The following is an 18464-nucleotide window of genomic DNA, read 5'->3' as shown; positions in this document are numbered from 1 at the left end:
CGTCGAAACGATTGTGATTGCAAGGCAATTACAAAAACCCGACAAAATCTCCCCATTCTCCTGAAAACAAGCATCAAATCTGTCCAAAAATCGGTTAATTCGCGGTAGCCAGACCCCTGTTTTTTTGCTATAATATGGGTGCAAAAGAGCATTGCCTTTTTTGCCTGCGTCTGATGCGCAGATTTTTGTTTGGAGGTAGAGAATCTTGAGTCACAAAAAGTACCTGTACCTGTTTTCCGAGGGAAACAAGGACATGCGTGAGATCCTTGGCGGCAAGGGCGCTAATCTTGCCGAGATGACCAAGGCTGGCATGCCGGTTCCCCAGGGCTTCACCATTTCTACGGAAGCCTGCACGCAGTACTACAAGGATGGCCGTCAAATCAATGAGGAAATCATGGCGGACATTTATGAGTACATCGGAAAACTGGAAGAAATCGCCGGCAAGAAATTCGGCGACGTGAACAATCCCCTGCTCGTGTCCGTGCGCTCTGGCGCCCGCGCTTCCATGCCCGGAATGATGGACACCATTTTGAACCTGGGCCTGAACGATGAGTCCGTAGAAGGCCTGGCGAAATTGACAAACAACCCCCGCTTTGCTTATGACTCCTATCGCCGCTTCGTACAAATGTTCAGCGACGTGGTCATGGAGATGAGCAAATCCGACTTTGAAAAAATCATCGATGAGATGAAAGAAGCCAAAGGTGTCAAAGACGACGTAGATTTGGACGCCGACGACATGAAGGCACTGGTTGTGAAGTTTAAAACCCTTTACAAAGAAAAAATGGGCAAAGACTTCCCTGCGGATCCGAAAGAGCAGTTGATCGAAGCTGTCAAAGCCGTATTCCGCTCCTGGGACAATCCCCGTGCCAACGTGTACCGCCGTATGAACGAAATTCCCTACGACTGGGGCACCGCAGTAAACGTGCAGTGCATGGCCTTTGGAAACTCCGGCAATCGCTCGGGCACAGGTGTTGCCTTCACCCGTAACCCTGCCACCGGTGAGAAAGCGTTGTTTGGTGAATATCTGATCAACGCTCAAGGCGAGGACGTAGTTGCTGGTATCCGCACCCCGTCGCCTATCTCTAAGCTGCATGAGGAAATGCCCGAGGTATATGAGCAGTTTGTGGAGATTGCCCAGCGGTTGGAAAATCACTACAAAGATATGCAGGACATGGAGTTTACCATCGAGAACGGAAAGCTGTTCATGTTGCAGACCCGCAATGGTAAACGCACTGCGGCCGCGGCTCTGAAAATCGCCGTGGATCTGGTGGATGAGGGCATGATCGATGAGAAAGAGGCTGTGCTGCGCGTGGAGCCCAAGCAATTGGACAGCCTTCTGCACCCGCAATTTGACCCGGCTGCGCTGAAATCCGCTCAGGTCATCGGCAAAGGTCTTGCGGCCTCTCCGGGTGCTGCCTGCGGCCAGGTGGTCTTTACTGCCGAGGACGCCAAAGAATATGTGGACAGCGGCAAGATGCCCAAAGTGGTATTGGTTCGTCTGGAAACAAGCCCTGAGGACATCGAGGGCATGCAAGTGGCACAGGGCATTCTGACTGTACGCGGCGGCATGACCAGCCACGCTGCTGTAGTAGCGCGCGGAATGGGCACCTGCTGCGTATCCGGCTGCGGAGAAATCGTAGTAGATTACGATGCAAAATGCTTCACTCTGTCTGGCAAAACTTACAAAGAGGGCGACTGGATCAGCATTGATGGCTCCACCGGCAATATCTACGGCGAGGCCATTCCCACCACAGACGCCACCATCTCTGGCGATTTTGAGCGCTTCATGGAGTGGGCAGACGCGGCTCGTACTTTGCAGGTATACGCCAACGCCGACAACCCCCGCGATGCTCAGCAGGGTGTAGACTTCGGTGCTGAGGGCATTGGTTTGTGCCGCACTGAGCACATGTTCTTCGAAGCTGACCGCATCAAAGCTGTACGCGAAATGATCGTGGCAGAAGATGTGGAAGGCCGTAAAAAAGCTTTGGCAAAGATTCTGCCTTATCAGCAAGGCGACTTTGAGGCTATGTATAAGGTGATGGGAGATCGGCCCATGACCATCCGTTATCTGGATCCTCCTCTCCATGAGTTCCTTCCTACCAAAGAGGCTGAGATCGCAGAACTGGCTGCAGAACTGGATGTCACCGTAGAGCATTTGAACAACGTCATTGCCAGCCTGCACGAGTTTAACCCCATGATGGGCCACCGCGGATGCCGTTTGGCTGTAGCTTATCCGGAAATTGCGGAAATGCAGACCACCGCGGTCATCAACGCTGCCATCAATGTACGCCGTGAGACCGGCCTTGACATTGTTCCCCATATCATGATTCCTCTGGTGGGCGAGGTCAAAGAGCTGAAATTTGTCAAAGATGTGGTTGTTGCCACTGCAGACAAGCTCATCGCTGAAGCCGGTGTGGACATGAAGTACGAAGTGGGCACGATGATTGAAATTCCGCGTGCTGCGCTGACAGCGGATGAAATCGCCACAGAGGCGGAGTTCTTCTCCTTCGGCACCAACGATTTGACTCAAATGACCTTCGGATTCAGCCGTGACGATGCCGGCAAGTTCCTGAACTATTATTATGACAACAAGGTCTACGAGTCCGATCCGTTCGCTCATCTTGATCAGAAGGGCGTAGGCAAACTGGTCGAAATGGCGGCAAAACTGGGCCGTGCTACTCGCCCCGACCTTGGTCTGGGCATTTGTGGTGAGCATGGCGGCGACCCCACCAGCGTGGAGTTCTGCCATCGGGTAGGTTTGGATTATGTGTCCTGCTCTCCCTTCCGTGTTCCCATTGCGCGTTTGGCAGCCGCTCAGGCAGCTATTAAAGAAAGCCGCAAATAAGAAAATTATGCAAAAAGGGTGCAGTCTTAAAGACTGCACCCTTTTTATTCACCTAAGCCGCTTAGCCGACCGGACAAATTTTTACTCTTTCCGCGAAACCTGCTTGAAACGACGGACTGCGCCTTTAGAAAATCACCTGAAAAGCGATTTAAAAAGCAAGATTTATGTCCATTCGGTTATTCAAAAACATCCATACCCGGAACCGGCACAATCGCGAGCATTTCCTCACACAACTGCTGAATGACCTGCGCATTGGATTCCATAATCGCTCGATAAATTTTCTCGTGCGTTTCATTTACCATAGGTGGAAGTCCCGCCTCCATCCGCGCCCGAACCCTGCGGCTGAGCAACTGCTTGATATGGCCTCTGATCAAAACCTGCACCATCTGATAAATATCCCGATACAGGCTGTTGTGACTCATCTGAATGATCTGATAATGAAACAAAAAATCCGCATCTACCATATGTTCCAGACGCTCTTCATCTTCAATGTCTTTGTATAACTCAATCGACATGTCGTTGTAATAGCGGAGTGCGGCCCCCAAACGCTCCTTTTCCTCATCGGTCGCCTTCTGAAGAGCCAAGCGCATACATTCGCTCTCCAACAGATACCGCAGTTGCCGAATATCTGCATACTTGTCCTCTTCATCGTAAAAGACCGCCACTTCCTGTAGGATGGGACTGAGGGAAAAAGACTTTACGTAAGAGCCCTCTCCTACGCGTGTCTCAATGATTCCCAAAGTATTTAGCTTTTGAAGTGCCATGCGCACGCTCAGGCGATTGACCCCAAACAACTCTGCAAATTCTGCCTCGGATGGGATTTTATCTCCTGGTTTCCATAATCCATCTGCAATATCCTGTTTGATTGAAGCACACACCTGCTCCACAATCGTCACCCGAGCAATCTTCGGTTTGCGCCGACCTTTTTGTTCTACGTTCATCGCAATACCACCCAATGATTTTTGTCTATTACAGTGCTTTTATTATAGTGGATTTTGCTTGTTCTGTCATCGCCCTGTATGCATAAAAATCCTTCAACCAACGAAAGGCCTCCTTTGAAGGGGGCCTTTCGTGTAAAATGCACGTTATCCTGTTTTGACAATTGCTTACTCAATGACCACTTTACGGGAATTCTGCATCTCCTGCTCGCTCATTTCCTGGCCAATTCCGGGCAAATCCGGCACCTCGTAAAAACCATTTTTCGGTTCGTAAAAATATTTTCCCGCATTGATAAATTTTGCAAGCAGATTGGCATTGTGCTCCTCATGAATTACAAAATTGGGAATCGCTGCTTCTACTTGAAGAGCCGCGGCTGTGGCTATTGGTCCTCCGCAAACATGAATCTGCACGCCAATGTCATAGACCTGGGCCATATCGCAGATTTTTTTGGTTTCCGTGATGCCGCCGGTGTTGCAAAGATCGGGCTGAGCAATGTCCAGCGTTCTGTCCTCAAAAAATTGGCGGAATCCCCATCGAGTGTAACTGCGCTCTCCGGTGGCCAAAGGAAGATTGCAGCGTTCTTTAATGTGTTTGAACACTCCTGGGTTGCAGGGCATGGTGGGCTCTTCATAATACATAATACGATACTGCTCCAGAGCCTTTCCCAAAATAGCAGCCGTATTGGCGTCCAACAAAGAATGAAGCTCTATGATGATGTCCAAATCAGGTCCCCCGGCCTCGCGGGCGGCCGCAATGCGTTCCACAGAGCGCTTCAGATCATGTTCCCGATAACTGCCACGAATTTGTGTTCCTTGCGTAGCAAAAACCTCTCCAAAAGACTTCGGTTCAGTAGGTGCAAAAACCGGGTCGATTTTTACAGCATCGTATCCCTCTGACATGGCATCCTTCACTACATCGTAATACTCCTGCGGATCGTACAGCATTGTTAGATTTCCAGTGTCTTTGATCACTTTTCTCCATCCGAACTGAAGCTGCGAAGCATACGTGCGAAGTTTCGGGTTTGTCTTACCGCCAAGCAACTTATAAACCGGAACATTCAAGGCCTTGCCCTTGATGTCCCAACAGGCGGTATCAATCGCAGCCATAGCGGAAGTGACCACTACGCCGCCGCCCATTCCCCAAAATGTATGGCGGTGAAGGTGTTCCCAAATTTGTTCTGTATTAAAAGGATCCATGCCAATTACCAGTTTTGCAAAGTCTTGGCATTGACCAAAGGCTGCTTCCCAGCAATTCCCATATGCCAGTCCGGCTTCTCCGAATCCGCTGATTCCTTCGTCTGTGTTTACTTTGACAGTAATAAAATTTCCAAGATAACATTCTACACTTGTAATTTTCAATGCACAGCACTCCTTTTCTTTCCTTCTTTGTCCAAAAATCCAGCTCATTCGCTTTATCACTTGTTGAGTTGTTCGCTATGTTGATTTATAATACACTCTCCTGTAAATGTCAAGGTACTGAGAAAATATTAGGCCAATCTTCTAAAGTAAAAGAGTATCTTTTGTCGGTTGTGCCAAAACCGTTCTTTAAAACAAAAAGATACGCCGTATCAAACAGCGTATCTTTTCCAAAAAGTTTATTTTACACATTTGGGACAAGGATCATATCCCTCATCCTCTGCTTGTCCAAGCGTAATTTGCTCGCCGCCCCAAATTCGTGAACACTCGGGGTCCAAATGATATTTTGAACCTATCCAGGAAATCCACACCGGAGTCGAACGCCGTGCGTTTTCTATGTCTGACTGCGCCTGTTGGGCATCGCTTTGTGCCTGCTGCACATCCGCACTGCCATTGGCGTACCCATCCGAATATCCCGCGTCTTTTCCTTGTTCAAAGCCCTCCTGAAGGCCTTCCCGATAGCCCGCCTGATAACCTTCCTCGTACCCTGCCGCGTGACCATCCTCGTAGGTTCCCTCTGCCACTGCTGCCGAATAACCTTCGTCAAATGTGCCGTTGTCGGTCAGCGAACGTTGATACCCCCATTGATACGTTCCAAAAAGAGCCATCGCCAATACAATCGCTCCAATCGTAACGCCAAAGGCAACAACAAAAATTTTATGATGTTTTTTGTCTTTCGGGTTATCCGGTTCCAACTCCTCTTCGGGCTCATCCGGCTCTTGTGGGACGCCAGTTGGATCCGGAATTTCTTTTCCCTGGGCCTCATATTCTCCTTCGATGGACAAATCCGCGCGCTCCAACCACTGGCGAACGCTCATACCACAGCACGCTGCTAATTGGCATGCCAAAAGGAACACCGGGCATCGGGCAGCTTGGTCCGCATCACAAAGACAGACTCCGTGAGGGTCCTGACCAGCCGGCGGAGTTTCTTGCTTCAATTTTTCCTGCAAAAGCGCAAGAGCACGTTCCATTGAAACGCCCTTGCTGCGCGCATAGGCGCGGATTGGCTGGGCACAAAGGCAGCCTTCACAGCCGTTTTCCCACGGGGGGGATTGTGTCATAACCTTATTCCTCCTGCTCAGAGCTTGTTCTGGGCAGGCGCGTCGCGCCTGCAATGGTTACACTATATCATACTTGTCGAAGAAAGTCATTCCTTGAGAACAAACTACGTAGCTTTTTTTATCATTTTCCGTTATAATCAAAGAGCACGAAATGATTGGATTTAAGAAAGGACTGTGCTGTGAACAAGAACAAATGGCAACTGACGCAACGCGTTGCATCCAATATCATTGTGGTATTTGCGGGCATCGCTTTTTATATGGCTCTTTTGAACTTCGATGCCATCCGCGCACAACTCGCCTCTTGGCTGCAAATCCTCTCACCTTTTGCAGGCGGATTGGCTCTGGCGTATCTTTTGGATGCCCCCGTGCGCTTTTTTGAGAAAAAACTGCGCTGGCCCCGGAGCCTTTGCATTTTGATTTCCTATTCTCTGGCGGTTCTTGTAGTGGGATTCTTATTGCGTATGGTTCTTCCACAAATCGGGGATAGTCTTTTGCTTTTGGGAAACCGCATTCCTTCTTATTTGGACCAGATGAACCAATTGATGCTGAACTCTCAGTTGGACGCTTTGGGACTGGACCAGATTCTGGGTTCGTATCAGGAAATGCTGCAAAAAGCCACGGGACTATTCAGCACGATGATTCCCAAGCTGGTAGATTACGGTGTGGCCATTGGCAATGGATTTATTGGAGCCATCACGGCTGTGATTTCTTCCATTTACATGCTCATGGGCAAGGATCGTCTTTTGCGCCAACTTCGCAAGGCAGTTCTAGCCCTGTTACCTCTCCCTCACGCACAAAGTGTTCTGCGTGTCTGCGCTCATGCCAACGCGGTATTCGGCGGATTCATTATTGGGAAAATTATTGACAGCAGCATTATTGGCGTATTGTGCTTTGTTTGCATGATTCTGTTGCGGTTGCCCTTTGCAGTACTTATCAGCGTCATCGTAGGTGTGACGAACATCATCCCTTTCTTTGGTCCTTTTATCGGTGCTGTTCCGAGCATTCTTATTCTCTTGATTGTAGATCCTTTCAGCGCTTTGAAATTTGCCATTTTTGTTCTTCTTCTCCAGCAATTTGACGGAAATATCCTGGGGCCCAAAATTCTGGGAAATACCACCGGACTGTCTGCGCTTTGGGTCTTGGTCGCCATCATCGTGAGCGGCGGGCTGTTCGGATTTATCGGCATGATTCTGGGCGTTCCGGTATTTGCTGTGTTGTATGCTCTGGCAAGCAGCTTTTTCTCCCGCCGTCTAGAGGAAAAAGGGATTGATGAAACCGGCCAGCCGTTGCATACGGACTCGTCCGCTTCCGATCCACCCTCCCAATCCGATTAACTTAGTCCTCACACATTTTTGTGTGAGGACTTCTTTCTTAAAAAAAGATTGATTTTTGTCAAAAATCCTGCTATTCTTAAAAAAGAAGTGTCCGAAACCACAAGGCCGCAACGTTAACGTTTGCCGCCTTTTTCTATTTTTAGGGGGTTGATTTGATGTCTTATGCGTTGAGCGATGTCCACACCCATTACGATGAGACTGTTTTTGATACCGATCGGGATGCGGTGTTGACTGAAATGCATCGAAAAGGAGTGGAATTGATCATTAACTCCGGTTCGAGCGTCCCCTCTTCCAAACGATCTGTGATTCTGGCGCATCAACATGATTTTGTTTGGGCCTCGGTAGGCGTTTTCCCTTTGGAAGCCTATACGGTGGAAGCGGATTGGCTTGAACAAATCGCCGCTTTGGCGGACGACGAACGAGCGGTCGCCATTGGAGAGATCGGGCTGGACTATTTTCAGCCGGATGCGGACCGGGCAGCTCAGGAACGCGTGTTTATTCCTCAGCTTGAATTGGCCCAAACAATGCAGTTGCCTGTTGTCATTCACGACCGGGACGCGGATGAGGATATGATCCGCACTCTGCGCAACCACCCGGCATCGGGCATGATTCATCGCTTTTTCAGCAAGGCGCGTTATGGCTTTGCCTTCCTTGAAATGGGGCTTTCTTTGGGAATCGGGCCTGCCATCACTTATCCCAATGCGGGGGATTTGATTGAGGTGGTCCGTCAAATGCCTTTGGATCGCCTGCTTTTGGAAACCGACTGCCCATTCTTGCCGCCTCAATCCAAAGAGGGAGCCCGTGCTACCTCGGATATGTTGGACGAGGTGGTGGAAACCATCGCCCAGGTACGCGGCGATATTTCTCCGGAACAGGTTGCTCAAACGGCTTTGACCAACGCGCGGCGCATGTTTAAAATTGGCGAATCCCTCTGATAAAGAGGATTCAGATACATTTGTGGGAGGAATCAATCCATGAAAAATTTTCTTGACCGCCAGTTCCACATCCGGGAACGTGGATCGTCTATCAGCACAGAGCTGATTGGCGGCGCTACCACCTTTGCGACCATGGCGTATATCCTTACGTATATGACTTCCGCCATGTCCGTAGCCCCCGACATCAATCTGACCGGCGTTCTTCTTTGCACTTGTCTTTTAACCGCTTTGTCCACCATTGCCATGGGCCTGATTGCCAATGTACCTATTGTGCTGGCTCCGGTTTTGGTCATCCCCAACCTAGTTGCGGCTATGATTGCAGAGGGCACCGATTATGGTGTTGCCTTTGGCACAGTTGCCATTTCCGGTATTGTTTTCCTGCTGATTTCTATCTTCAAGCTTCGGGAACTCTTTGCGGAAAGTCTTCCCAAGAATATCAAAATCGGCATTGGCGGTGCGGTCGGCCTTCTGATTGCCCGCATCGGCCTGAACTCTTGCGGACTGCTCACCCCGGGTTTGGACAGCTTTGCAGATTTCAGCCAACCCAGCGTTCAGTTGAGCGTAATTGGTCTTGTGATTGCGCTGTTTTTAAGCTATGTGGAATTTGACTACCATGGCCGTCGCGTCAAAATCAAAGGCGCACTGCTGATTTCCATCGTTTTGACCACCATCATCGGCATCTTCATGGGTGTGGTGACACTGCCCGACAGCATCTTCACTTCCGGTGCTCTGAGCTCCATTGGCGATGTGGCCTTTAATGTGGACATCTTGGGAGCTTTGCGTCTGGAGTATTTGCCTTTCATCATTATGCTCCTGATCAATGACTTCTTTGGCACAATGGGAACCGGCTTTGCCATGGCCAACAAGGCAAATCTGCTGGACGAAGACGGCAACTTCCCTGCTTTTGGCAAAGTGTTCCTGGTAGACGCTTCTTCGACCATTGCTGGTTCTCTGTTCGGCATCACAACGATTAGCTGCTTTGCTGAATCCGCCGCTGGTGTAGAATCCGGTAGCCGTACCGGCCTGTCCAACCTGAGCACTGCATTCTTCTTCCTGCTGTGCATGCTGTTTGCACCGTTGTTCCTGATCATTCCTGGTGCCGCCACCGGTTCGGCATTGGTCGTTGTTGGTATCTCCATGCTGGAGACTTTGCGTGGCATTGACTTTGAGCCTGTGGAGTTCTTGCCTGTGGCTGTGATGCTGCTGGTTACCGCTTATATGTCCGACTATGTAGGCGGCATCGCGCTGGGCATGTTCACCTATTTGGTCATCAGCGTACTGCGCGCTCTGCTGCGCAAAGACGCATCTTTCCTGCCCAAGTGGCCCGCTTGGGTTCTGGGCGTTCTGATGGTTCTGTACTTCGTATTCTAATCGTCAGTTTTTGCGGCTGTACGCTCTCCCTTATCATGGGGCGGCGCGCAGCCGAATTTTTATAAAAGGAGGCAATTTTATGAGTGATCTTCACACGCGTGTACTTTTGGAGCGGGAGACATTGATTGAATCCCGACGCTGGCTACATCAGCACGCGGAGCTCTCCTGGAAAGAGTGTGAAACTACAGACTACATTGAGCGACATCTGCAGGACATGGGCGGAAATCTGATTTTATCCCGTCCAACCCCCACCAGCGTAATGGCTGTTTTAAAAACGGGGCGGCCCGGCCGCACGGTGGCCATTCGCGCGGACATAGACGCACTTCCCATTCAGGAGGAAAACGAACTGGAATACAGGTCCATTCACAAAGGCGTCATGCACGCCTGCGGACACGACGGACATACCGCTATTCTTTTATCCGCTGTTCGTCTGTTGACCGAACAACCCGACCTTTTGTGCGGAGAACTTCGGTTTATCTTCCAACACGCCGAAGAGGTTCCACCGGGAGGAGCCGTAGAAGTGATTGCTGCGGGTGTTTTGGACGGCGTTGACGAGGTCTATGGGCTTCATCTGACATCCATTCTTCCCACCGGACAGTTCGGCGTATGTCCCGGTGTGCTGACCTCCAGCACAGACCGTTTTGACGTGTGCATCCAAGGCAAGGGCGGACACTCCTCCATGCCTCAGGAATGTGTGGACCCAATCGTCACTGGTGCAGAATTGATCTGTGCCTTGCAGACCATCGTCTCTCGCAGCATTGCCCCTTCGGACGCGGCCGTTCTGTCGGTTTGCCGTGCGGAAGGCGGCTCTGCCTATAATGTCATTCCCAACTCTTTTACCATCACCGGGTCCGTGCGCACTTACGATGAGAAAGTGCGCACCCGCATTCAGGAGCGCATCGAGACCTTGGCCAAAGGGATTGCCGCAGCCCATGGAGCCAAAGCGGAATTTACTTATTCCCGCGGATATGACTCCATTGTCAACGACACAGCTCTGACGCAAATGGGACGCAATTTGATTGCACAGACCTTTGGCGAAAGCCATGTAACTGATCTTTCTCCCATTGCACCGGGCGATGATTTTTGCTATTACAGCCAAAAATGTCCTGGCTTCTTTGTGGAGCTGGGCGCTGCCAATTCCAAACTTGGAAGCGATGCGCCTCATCACAATCCCCGCTATCGGATGGATGAGGACGCGTTGGTTTACGGATTGGAGTATACCGTGGCTCTTTTACGCGCACGCTGCAGCCAATAAAAGTTCCATTGTATGAAAAGGCGGGCGATCTTTGAAAGATCGCCCGCCTTTTTTCTCATTCTTTTCCAGCCGGTGCGCATCGCACATACGTGCAGAACCGATAGCGCAGCCCTTCGTGTTCCCTTTCCTCGCTCTGGCTCTCCAGCTTCCAATCCGATTTGTCTTCAAGGTTTGGAAAAAAGCTATCCGCAGGAGCCTGTGCAAACACACGGGTCACATAAGCCCGATCGCACAAGGAAAGCATCTGTCGATAGATTTCCGCTCCGCCAATTACCATCACCTGGCTTGGATCCAGCGATTCCACAGCCTTGCATACCTCATCTACTGTGTGACAGACCTGCACACCTTCAGCCGTCCAGTCCTCATTCCGGGTCAACACAATGTTTTGCCGGTTTTTCAGCGGCTTACCGCCGGGCAAACTCTCCAGTGTCTTGCGCCCCATCACCACGGTTTTCCCCTGGGTGGTCTGCCGAAAAAATTTCATGTCTTCCGGGATAGAAAAAAGCAGATTTCCGTCTTTTCCAATTCTCCAATCCTCGCTTACCGCTACGATCAGTTCCATTGTTTCCTCCTCATTCCGCCACAGGAATTTTCTCATCCAGTTTGTGGAACTGGTAATCTTCCAATTTAAAATCATCCACGGTGAAGGCATAGAAATCCGTCACGTCCGGATTGATCCACAATTTCGGCGCAGGATACGGTGTGCGCTCCATCAGTTTTTTCACAGTATCCACATGTCGGTCATAAATATGCGCATCTGCAATTACATGTACCAGTTCTCCTACCTCAAGGCCGCTGGCACGAGCAAACATATGCACCAGCACAGCGTACTGGCACACGTTCCAGTTATTGGCCGTGAGCATATCCTGGGAGCGCTGATTCAAAATGGCATTCAGTGTATGACCTGACACATTTAATGTCAGACTGTACGCACAGGGATACAAATTCATCTCGTGCAGATCCTGGTGCACATAGATATTGGACAGAATTCGCCGGGATGCGGGATTGTGCTTCAAGTCATAAAGCATCCGATCCACCTGGTCAAACATGCCTTCCCTGTACTGATGCTTCACTCCCAGTTGGTAACCATAGGCTTTGCCAATGGTCCCATCTTCACCGGCCCACTGGTCCCAGATATGGCTGTGGAGATCTTCGATTCGGTTTGATTTTTTCTGCCAGATCCAAAGCATCTCATCCACGCAGGATTTGAACGCCGTCCGGCGCACAGTCAATGCGGGAAATTCCTTTCGCAAATCGTATCGATTTACAATTCCAAATTTCTTCACCGTGTGAGCGGGCGTTCCGTCCTCCCACCGGGGCCGCACCGGGAGGTCTGTGTCCCACACACCGTTTTCCAGAATGTCCTTGCAATTGGCAAGGAACAACGTATCTGCATAGCTCATACTCTCTCTCCTGTCTTACGGCCGCTGTGCTGAAATGCTTTTGCCGCCGGAACTTTTCTTATGATACCATTTTCCGGCTCTCCTGACAATTCCGCTTGTTCACTGAATCTTTGGAAACAAATCTTTGCAAGCCGGATAAATTTTTTGAAACTGTTCATACCGCGCATTATATCGTTTTACAAGCTCCGCATCCGGTTCGACCGTGTCCTTTACTCTCACCAGATTTTTCGCGGCATCCCGCACACTGGCAAACCGACCGCAAGCCACCATAGCCAATATGGCAGCGCCATATCCGGGTCCCTGTTCGGTGGCCACGATATCCAACGGAATTCCCAGCACATTGGACAAAATGGTTTTCCATAGCTCTGAGCGTGAACCGCCACCACAAATGTTGGAGCGCGGAATCTCGATTCCCAAGCTTTTTGCCACTTCAAAAGAATCCCGAATGGCAAACGCCACTCCTTCCAACATGGCCTGCGTCATGTCCGCGCGGGAAGTATCCATGGTCATTCCGATAAACAGCGCTCTGGCGTCTGTATCATTGATGGGACTTCTCTCTCCCATCAGATACGGCAGAAAATACACATGATTGCACCCCAGGTGATCCCGTGAAATTTTAGCTTGTTCCGACGCGTAATCTGAATCCTTCAAAATTTCATCCTGCCACCACTTATTGCAGGATGCAGCAGACAACATGCACCCCATCAAATGCCAGCCTCCATCCGCATGGGCAAAAGAATGAAGTGCATTGTGTGGGTCTACTCCAAACTGACTGGAAGAAATAAAAATGGTTCCCGACGTTCCCAAACTGATGTTGCAGCGTCCATCGCCCACGGTGCCTGTTCCCACAGCCGCAGCCGCATTGTCGCCTGCGCCTGCGCACACAACCACCTTGGAAGAAAGACCCAACCTGGCAGCCACATCTGGCAAAAGCGTTCCCACCGGTGCCGCACTTTCGTACAAGCGCGGCATTTGTTCCAGCCGCACATTGCATTCGGCCAGCATTTCCCCGCTCCAGCACTTATGCTCCACGTCCAGTAAAAGCGTTCCGGACGCATCGGAAACATCGGTTGCGTGCACACCGGTCAGTTGATATACAAGATAATCTTTCGGAAGCATAATTTTTGCGATGCGCGCAAACTTCTCCGGCTCATTCTGTTTCATCCACAACAGCTTGGGAGCCGTAAATCCCGCGAAGGCGATATTGGCCGTCCTGCGGCTGATTGTTTGTTTTCCCACGGTTTGATTTAGATAATCCACCTGCTGGGCCGTTCGTCCATCGTTCCAAAGGATGGCCGGACGCAATACGTTGTCCTGCGCATCCAACGCCACCAGACCATGCATCTGTCCGCCAGCGCCGATGCCCTCCACTTGCGCCGAATCCACCCCTTCCAAAAGCTCCAAAATCCCTGCTTGGCACGCATTCCACCAATCTTCCGGATTCTGCTCGCTCCAACCTGGTTTCGGGAACAAAAGCGGATATTCCTTTGTCACGGTCTTTTGCACGATTCCGTCCTGATCTACCAGCAAAAGCTTACAGGCTGATGTTCCCAAATCAATTCCAATGTACAACATCTCTCGTCACGCTCCTTGTACGAAGAATCTCCGCCAACTGTATAAAGAAAGAACGGGCCCATCGGACAGGCCCGTTCTTTCTTATAAAATCCTGACATACTGCGTGCTTCAAAAACAAAACCGCAGGCGGTCAAATCCGTTTCCCATCCATGTGTGTAATATACCGCAAAACGCATTTTCCCGCAAGGACCATTTTCACGGATGCTGCAACTCACGGCCCAACAATGCCGCGCCAATAATACCTACATCCGGCCCAAGATGTGCCGCCGTGATTTGAGTCTGCCGGGTACTGTCCCGGCCGTAACCGTATTTTTCCACATAAGCACGAACTGGATTTAAAAGCACATCTCCTTCTCGGCTGATGCCGCCCCCCAAACACAAGCGCTCTGGCTGAAACACATTGACAATGCTAGCCACACCTACAGACAAATAATAAATATATCGCTGTACTACCTCGCAAGCCGCTGTGTCACCCCGCCGCATAGCGTCAAAGGCCGTGCGTCCATTTACATTTTCCTTTTTCCCTTTGCACTCGTCCCACAGAAGGCTGTTCGGAGCCTGGTCCATTTTCTCTTTTGTTTGTTCCACCAGCGCCGAGACACTGGCATATTGTTCAAAACAGCCCCGAAGGCCGCAATTGCAGGGTTTTCCATTCAAATCAATCACAAAATGCCCCAGTTCTCCGGCGGCGCCGTTGCATCCGGAAAGGATGTGACCTTTTTCCACGATTCCGCCGCCTACGCCTGTCCCCAGCGTTACCATTACAAGGCTCTCGCAAGGATCACCGGTACAATACTCGCCCCAAGCGGCAGCATTGGCATCGTTGTCCATAAACACCGGGAGCTGAAGCTTTTCCTTCAGCATCGCACACAGAGGAACTCGCCTAAAGTTCAAATTGTTGGCATAATCCAAAATACCTGTATCTTTTTCCACACTGCCGGGAACGCCCAGCCCGATCCAGGCCATTTGATTTAAAGGGAGATTCGCCGATGCGGCCAAATCGCAGCACAAATCTGCAATCCGGTCTGTCAGGACCTGCGGTGTACACGGTGCTCCGGTTTTTACCGAACGCGTAACCTGCAAGCGGCCCTCCGGATCTACAATGCCACCGGCAATGTTCGTGCCTCCCAAGTCGATTCCGATACTGTAACTCATCTCAATCGCCTCCCTGCTCCATCCGGAGGGTAACTTCCCGGGCGACTCGCATACCATGCTGACCATTCTGTTGTCCCAAAAGCGCCAATACGTCGGGAGCATCTCCAATTGTTTGTGCCAGCCATTCCTTCTCCGTTTGTTGCATTTGTTTCAGCACATCCGGGAATTCCTCTTTCCGGTCTTTCCCGGACGGACCTTCACTGCGATCATACAACGCGTATTCCGGAAAATCCCACAATCCTGCGCTAAACGTATGCACCATCTTCCAACGGTCCTTCAGCACCGCTCTTTGGCAGGTATACAGGCCGTGTTCACAAACCAAATAATCCCGTGCAGGCACTACACCGTTCAATGTATCCTGAAGGGCAGTACCATTCCACAATGAAGGAGCCTGTACTCCAAAGCAGCGGACTACTGTGGGGGCAACATCCAACCCATATACCGGCGCGTTGCATGCAACGCCGGCCGGCACGCCGGGAGCTTTCAGCAACAACGGAATATGGATACAGCTTTCATCCACCGTTCCATGTTCCAAAATCATTTGTCCTTCTCCGTATTGCTCTCCATGGTCCGCACTCAAAAGAATGACCGCATCCTCGTACCATCCGCGCTCTTTTAAGTAATCAATCATCTGTCCGACCAAATGATCTGCATAGCGGACTTCCGCATCGTATAGCCGCAAAAGCCGCGCAAGATCGTTTCGGTCATGGACCTTCATGTGCTTTCCACCGCGGTACAGCGGCGATGCACTGAGCTGTGCGATCTGTTCGTCGGTGATTTGCGAAGTATCCGGTTCATACTGTTCATCGATCCATTCCGACGGCGGCGTCAATGGGCCATGTGGATCCCAATAATGCAAATGCATAAAAAGATCTGTTCCTTTAAATCCATCCAAAAAATCCTGCGCCGCCCGATTCACTTCCTGACCGTCAAAACGCTGGAAATTTTCTGCTTTGCACAGATAGGACGGGTCCATCACATGGGAAAAGCCATTGTAGAACCATGGCGCCGGATGGCGACCAAAGGAAGAAACCGTAACCGCCTGTACACCGTGCTCCGTCAGAACCCGCGGCAAGGCGGTGTGCTCTGGTGTAGCCACCTCCAGCGCAGAACGGCCGTGCGTCTCCACACCATTGATTACTCCGAAACAGCCTGTAAACAAAGCCGCCCGGGATGGCATACAGGGCGTGTTGGATGCATAGGCCTGTGTAAACCGAACGCCATCCGCCGCCAGTGCATCCATATGAGGAGTAGAACGTTCGTATCCATAGCAAGAAAGATGGTCATACCGAAGTGTATCAATATCAAAATAAAAAACTTTCATACTGTTTCCCTACTGAAATTTTTTCTGCCATGTTCATACAGCGCACAAATCATCTTCTGCGTTAAAAATGCATCTTGTGCAGTGATATAAAGCGGTGCCTTTCCCGCCAGATGTTCGTAAAAATTGTGGACCTGCTTCACATGACTGGTACCCCAGTACTGCTTTACATCTCCATATTCAAACATCTGTCTTGGATCATTGTCCGCCTGGTATACCCGTCCATTATCCAGTTTCACCTCTGCGCGAGGCCCCTGCATCACAGCCTTCCCATGGGTGCAATTCAGTTCCAGACGAACCGGCTCATCTTCACAATAGTGATTCATCACATAAAAGACACCGTACACGCCGCCCTCAAAAGAAATGCGTCCTTCGGCCGTATCCTCTACCAAAATATCCGGATGGGTTCGATTGGCAAGGCTGACTTGAACACCGGTCACAGGTTTGCCGATCAGCCACCGCATCAGATCCAATGTGTGAATCGCCTGATCGATCAGAACTCCGCCACCTTCTTTGTCCCAAGTTCCTTTCCAATCACTCTTGGAATAGTACTCCGGAGAACGGTCCCAAGTCAGAATCATTCGTGCTGCTCGAATCTGTCCCAATTCGCCACGGTCCAAACATTCACGGATCAATTGAGAGCCTGCATTGTATCTGTTCTGAAAAATGACACCCAACGTTTTTCCGGTGCGTTCAGCGGTATCCAGCATGTTCTGCGCGTCCTCAAGACGAATTGCCATCGGCTTCTCCGTAAGTACGTGACATCCATGCTCCATAGCAAGGCACGCAAATGGTGCATGCAGAAAATGCGGTGTGCAAATATGGACCACATCCGGTTTTTCGCAGTTCAGCATTTCTTCGAAGTCCGTATATCCTTTGCATCCAAATCGGTCGCAGGCAGACTGAACACGGTCCGGTTTGGTATCACACACTGCAACCAGATTGGCATGTGCTTCTTTCATTACCGGAATGGCATGCATAGGAAAAATATTTCCGCACCCCACAATTGCCGTTCGAAAAACCTGTTCTTCCATCTTTCTGTTTCCCCCTTTGACACAAATGGGCAGAGCGCGCGAACGTGCTCCACCCATCTGCCATGTCCCTTTGCCGCAGCAGAGGGTCAGTCTTCATCTTTAAATTCTTTTACAAAGCGCTCAAACCAGATGTACGCAACCTCTTTTCCCGGTTCGGCTGTGAGAGAATGGTCCAAACCTGCCGGTACGAAGCTCCAATCGCCTGCATGATGAGGTACGCTCTCATTCTCTATGGTCAGTGTAAAGTCTGCATTGTCCAGACCGTAGTTCCACTGGTCAACGGCGGGATGGCCTTTTTCCACTGTGCCTTCTCCAACTGCTTTTACAACGCCCAAAAGATTGCGGCCTACTTCTTTGCTGCTCAATACCTGCCAGCTACGTGTATGAGGTCCTTTGCAGTCCTGCGTATATTCGCGGCACTCGGAAAAAGCTACGAACAGGGGCAGAGTGGTGTGGCAAGCGTCATGATTTTTGAAATCCACGTCGGTCATGTCCAGCACCAAGCACAAGAACTCCATATCCTCCACTGCGTGAATGGTAAAATCACTGTGGTCAAAATCCGGCACAAAGAAAGACAACTCATCGATGTTGCGCGCAAATTTCTCCGTAGTCACATAGCCTTTTCCCGAAGTGAAGCAGTATACCGCAGATTTGTCGGAATACTTTTCGGGCTGCACATCCTTGCCTGCTTTCAAGAAGCATTTGTAGTTGTGCACACCGGGGAAACTGTCAGGCAGCAACTCCATCCGTGCGAAGCCATTTGCATCATACTCGGGAATCATTTCTTCTTTTCTTACGATTGCAATTGCCATTTTTCATTC

At 50.4% G+C, this 18464-nt stretch carries 15 protein-coding genes; 5 read left to right on the top strand and 10 right to left on the bottom strand.

Annotated features, from left to right (window positions below; genetic code table 11):
• Positions 1-205 precede the first annotated feature (205 nt).
• Positions 206-2845 carry a pyruvate, phosphate dikinase gene (ppdK, locus tag AB5H98_RS01380; protein WP_367924121.1) on the top strand — a complete coding sequence of 880 codons (2640 nt, stop codon included), beginning with the start codon at positions 206-208 and terminating at the stop codon, positions 2843-2845.
• Between the two features lie 176 nt (positions 2846-3021).
• Here ppdK and AB5H98_RS01375 read toward each other — a convergent pair whose 3' ends face one another.
• The 3 genes from AB5H98_RS01375 to AB5H98_RS01365 all read right to left on the bottom strand — a co-directional run bounded on the left by AB5H98_RS01375 (position 3022) and on the right by AB5H98_RS01365 (position 6260).
• On the bottom strand, positions 3022-3786 hold the full coding sequence (locus AB5H98_RS01375; protein WP_367924120.1) for a FadR/GntR family transcriptional regulator: 765 nt from the start codon (positions 3784-3786) through the stop codon (positions 3022-3024).
• A gap of 165 nt (positions 3787-3951) precedes the next feature.
• Complete coding sequence (locus AB5H98_RS01370) at positions 3952-5142, bottom strand: mandelate racemase/muconate lactonizing enzyme family protein (RefSeq protein ID WP_367924119.1); 1191 nt, start codon at positions 5140-5142, stop codon at positions 3952-3954.
• Between the two features lie 236 nt (positions 5143-5378).
• Positions 5379-6260: a hypothetical protein gene (locus AB5H98_RS01365; RefSeq protein WP_367924118.1), complete on the bottom strand. Its 882-nt coding sequence runs from the start codon at positions 6258-6260 to the stop codon at positions 5379-5381.
• Between the two features lie 155 nt (positions 6261-6415).
• On the opposite strand from AB5H98_RS01365, the gene AB5H98_RS01360 reads away from it, so the two are divergent.
• The 4 genes from AB5H98_RS01360 to AB5H98_RS01345 all read left to right on the top strand — a co-directional run bounded on the left by AB5H98_RS01360 (position 6416) and on the right by AB5H98_RS01345 (position 11155).
• Entirely contained in the window at positions 6416-7594 is a 1179-nt protein-coding gene (locus AB5H98_RS01360; RefSeq protein ID WP_367924117.1) for an AI-2E family transporter, read from the top strand.
• 155 nt (positions 7595-7749) lie between these two features.
• On the top strand, positions 7750-8529 hold the full coding sequence (locus AB5H98_RS01355; protein ID WP_367924116.1) for a TatD family hydrolase: 780 nt from the start codon (positions 7750-7752) through the stop codon (positions 8527-8529).
• 39 nt (positions 8530-8568) lie between these two features.
• Positions 8569-9900, top strand: a complete 1332-nt coding sequence (locus AB5H98_RS01350) for an NCS2 family permease (protein ID WP_367924115.1) — start codon at positions 8569-8571, stop codon at positions 9898-9900.
• Positions 9901-9979: 79 nt separating this feature from the next.
• On the top strand, positions 9980-11155 hold the full coding sequence (locus tag AB5H98_RS01345) for a M20 family metallopeptidase (RefSeq protein ID WP_367924114.1): 1176 nt from the start codon (positions 9980-9982) through the stop codon (positions 11153-11155).
• 55 nt (positions 11156-11210) lie between these two features.
• Here the strand turns inward: AB5H98_RS01345 and AB5H98_RS01340 are convergent, their stop codons facing one another.
• The 7 genes from AB5H98_RS01340 to AB5H98_RS01310 all read right to left on the bottom strand — a co-directional run bounded on the left by AB5H98_RS01340 (position 11211) and on the right by AB5H98_RS01310 (position 18455).
• Entirely contained in the window at positions 11211-11717 is a 507-nt protein-coding gene (locus AB5H98_RS01340; protein ID WP_367924113.1) for a dihydrofolate reductase, read from the bottom strand.
• A gap of 10 nt (positions 11718-11727) precedes the next feature.
• The gene (gene thyA, locus AB5H98_RS01335) at positions 11728-12558 is read right to left on the bottom strand and encodes a thymidylate synthase (RefSeq protein WP_367924112.1); all 831 of its coding nucleotides are present in this window, start codon (positions 12556-12558) and stop codon (positions 11728-11730) included.
• A gap of 99 nt (positions 12559-12657) precedes the next feature.
• Complete coding sequence (gene xylB, locus AB5H98_RS01330) at positions 12658-14133, bottom strand: xylulokinase (RefSeq protein WP_367924111.1); 1476 nt, start codon at positions 14131-14133, stop codon at positions 12658-12660.
• 195 nt (positions 14134-14328) lie between these two features.
• On the bottom strand, positions 14329-15288 hold the full coding sequence (locus AB5H98_RS01325; protein WP_367924110.1) for an ROK family protein: 960 nt from the start codon (positions 15286-15288) through the stop codon (positions 14329-14331).
• A gap of 1 nt (position 15289) precedes the next feature.
• Positions 15290-16612, bottom strand: a complete 1323-nt coding sequence (locus AB5H98_RS01320) for a sulfatase (RefSeq protein ID WP_367924109.1) — start codon at positions 16610-16612, stop codon at positions 15290-15292.
• Entirely contained in the window at positions 16609-17643 is a 1035-nt protein-coding gene (locus AB5H98_RS01315; protein ID WP_367924108.1) for a Gfo/Idh/MocA family protein, read from the bottom strand. The genes AB5H98_RS01320 and AB5H98_RS01315 overlap by 4 nt, the downstream gene beginning before the upstream one ends.
• A gap of 86 nt (positions 17644-17729) precedes the next feature.
• Positions 17730-18455, bottom strand: coding sequence for a hypothetical protein (locus AB5H98_RS01310; protein ID WP_367924107.1), 726 nt, complete (start codon positions 18453-18455; stop codon positions 17730-17732).
• Between the last annotated feature and the right edge of the window lie 9 nt (positions 18456-18464).

Source organism: uncultured Ruthenibacterium sp. (assembly GCF_963558415.1).
Classification (GTDB): Bacteria; Bacillota; Clostridia; order Oscillospirales; family Ruminococcaceae; genus Ruthenibacterium.
This window is presented reverse-complemented; position numbering and strand designations above follow the sequence as displayed.

Excerpts from the sequence above, each read along its gene's own strand:
- AB5H98_RS01375 (WP_367924120.1), bottom strand. The coding sequence starts at position 3,786 with ATGAACGTAGAACAAAAAGGTCGGCGCAAACCGAAGATTGCTCGGGTG.
- AB5H98_RS01365 (WP_367924118.1), bottom strand. The coding sequence starts at position 6,260 with ATGACACAATCCCCCCCGTGGGAAAACGGCTGTGAAGGCTGCCTTTGT.
- AB5H98_RS01355 (WP_367924116.1), top strand. The coding sequence starts at position 7,750 with ATGTCTTATGCGTTGAGCGATGTCCACACCCATTACGATGAGACTGTT.
- AB5H98_RS01350 (WP_367924115.1), top strand. The coding sequence starts at position 8,569 with ATGAAAAATTTTCTTGACCGCCAGTTCCACATCCGGGAACGTGGATCG.
- AB5H98_RS01345 (WP_367924114.1), top strand. The coding sequence starts at position 9,980 with ATGAGTGATCTTCACACGCGTGTACTTTTGGAGCGGGAGACATTGATT.
- AB5H98_RS01340 (WP_367924113.1), bottom strand. The coding sequence starts at position 11,717 with ATGGAACTGATCGTAGCGGTAAGCGAGGATTGGAGAATTGGAAAAGAC.
- thyA (WP_367924112.1), bottom strand. The coding sequence starts at position 12,558 with ATGAGCTATGCAGATACGTTGTTCCTTGCCAATTGCAAGGACATTCTG.
- xylB (WP_367924111.1), bottom strand. The coding sequence starts at position 14,133 with ATGTTGTACATTGGAATTGATTTGGGAACATCAGCCTGTAAGCTTTTG.
- AB5H98_RS01325 (WP_367924110.1), bottom strand. The coding sequence starts at position 15,288 with ATGAGTTACAGTATCGGAATCGACTTGGGAGGCACGAACATTGCCGGT.
- AB5H98_RS01320 (WP_367924109.1), bottom strand. The coding sequence starts at position 16,612 with ATGAAAGTTTTTTATTTTGATATTGATACACTTCGGTATGACCATCTT.
- AB5H98_RS01315 (WP_367924108.1), bottom strand. The coding sequence starts at position 17,643 with ATGGAAGAACAGGTTTTTCGAACGGCAATTGTGGGGTGCGGAAATATT.
- AB5H98_RS01310 (WP_367924107.1), bottom strand. The coding sequence starts at position 18,455 with ATGGCAATTGCAATCGTAAGAAAAGAAGAAATGATTCCCGAGTATGAT.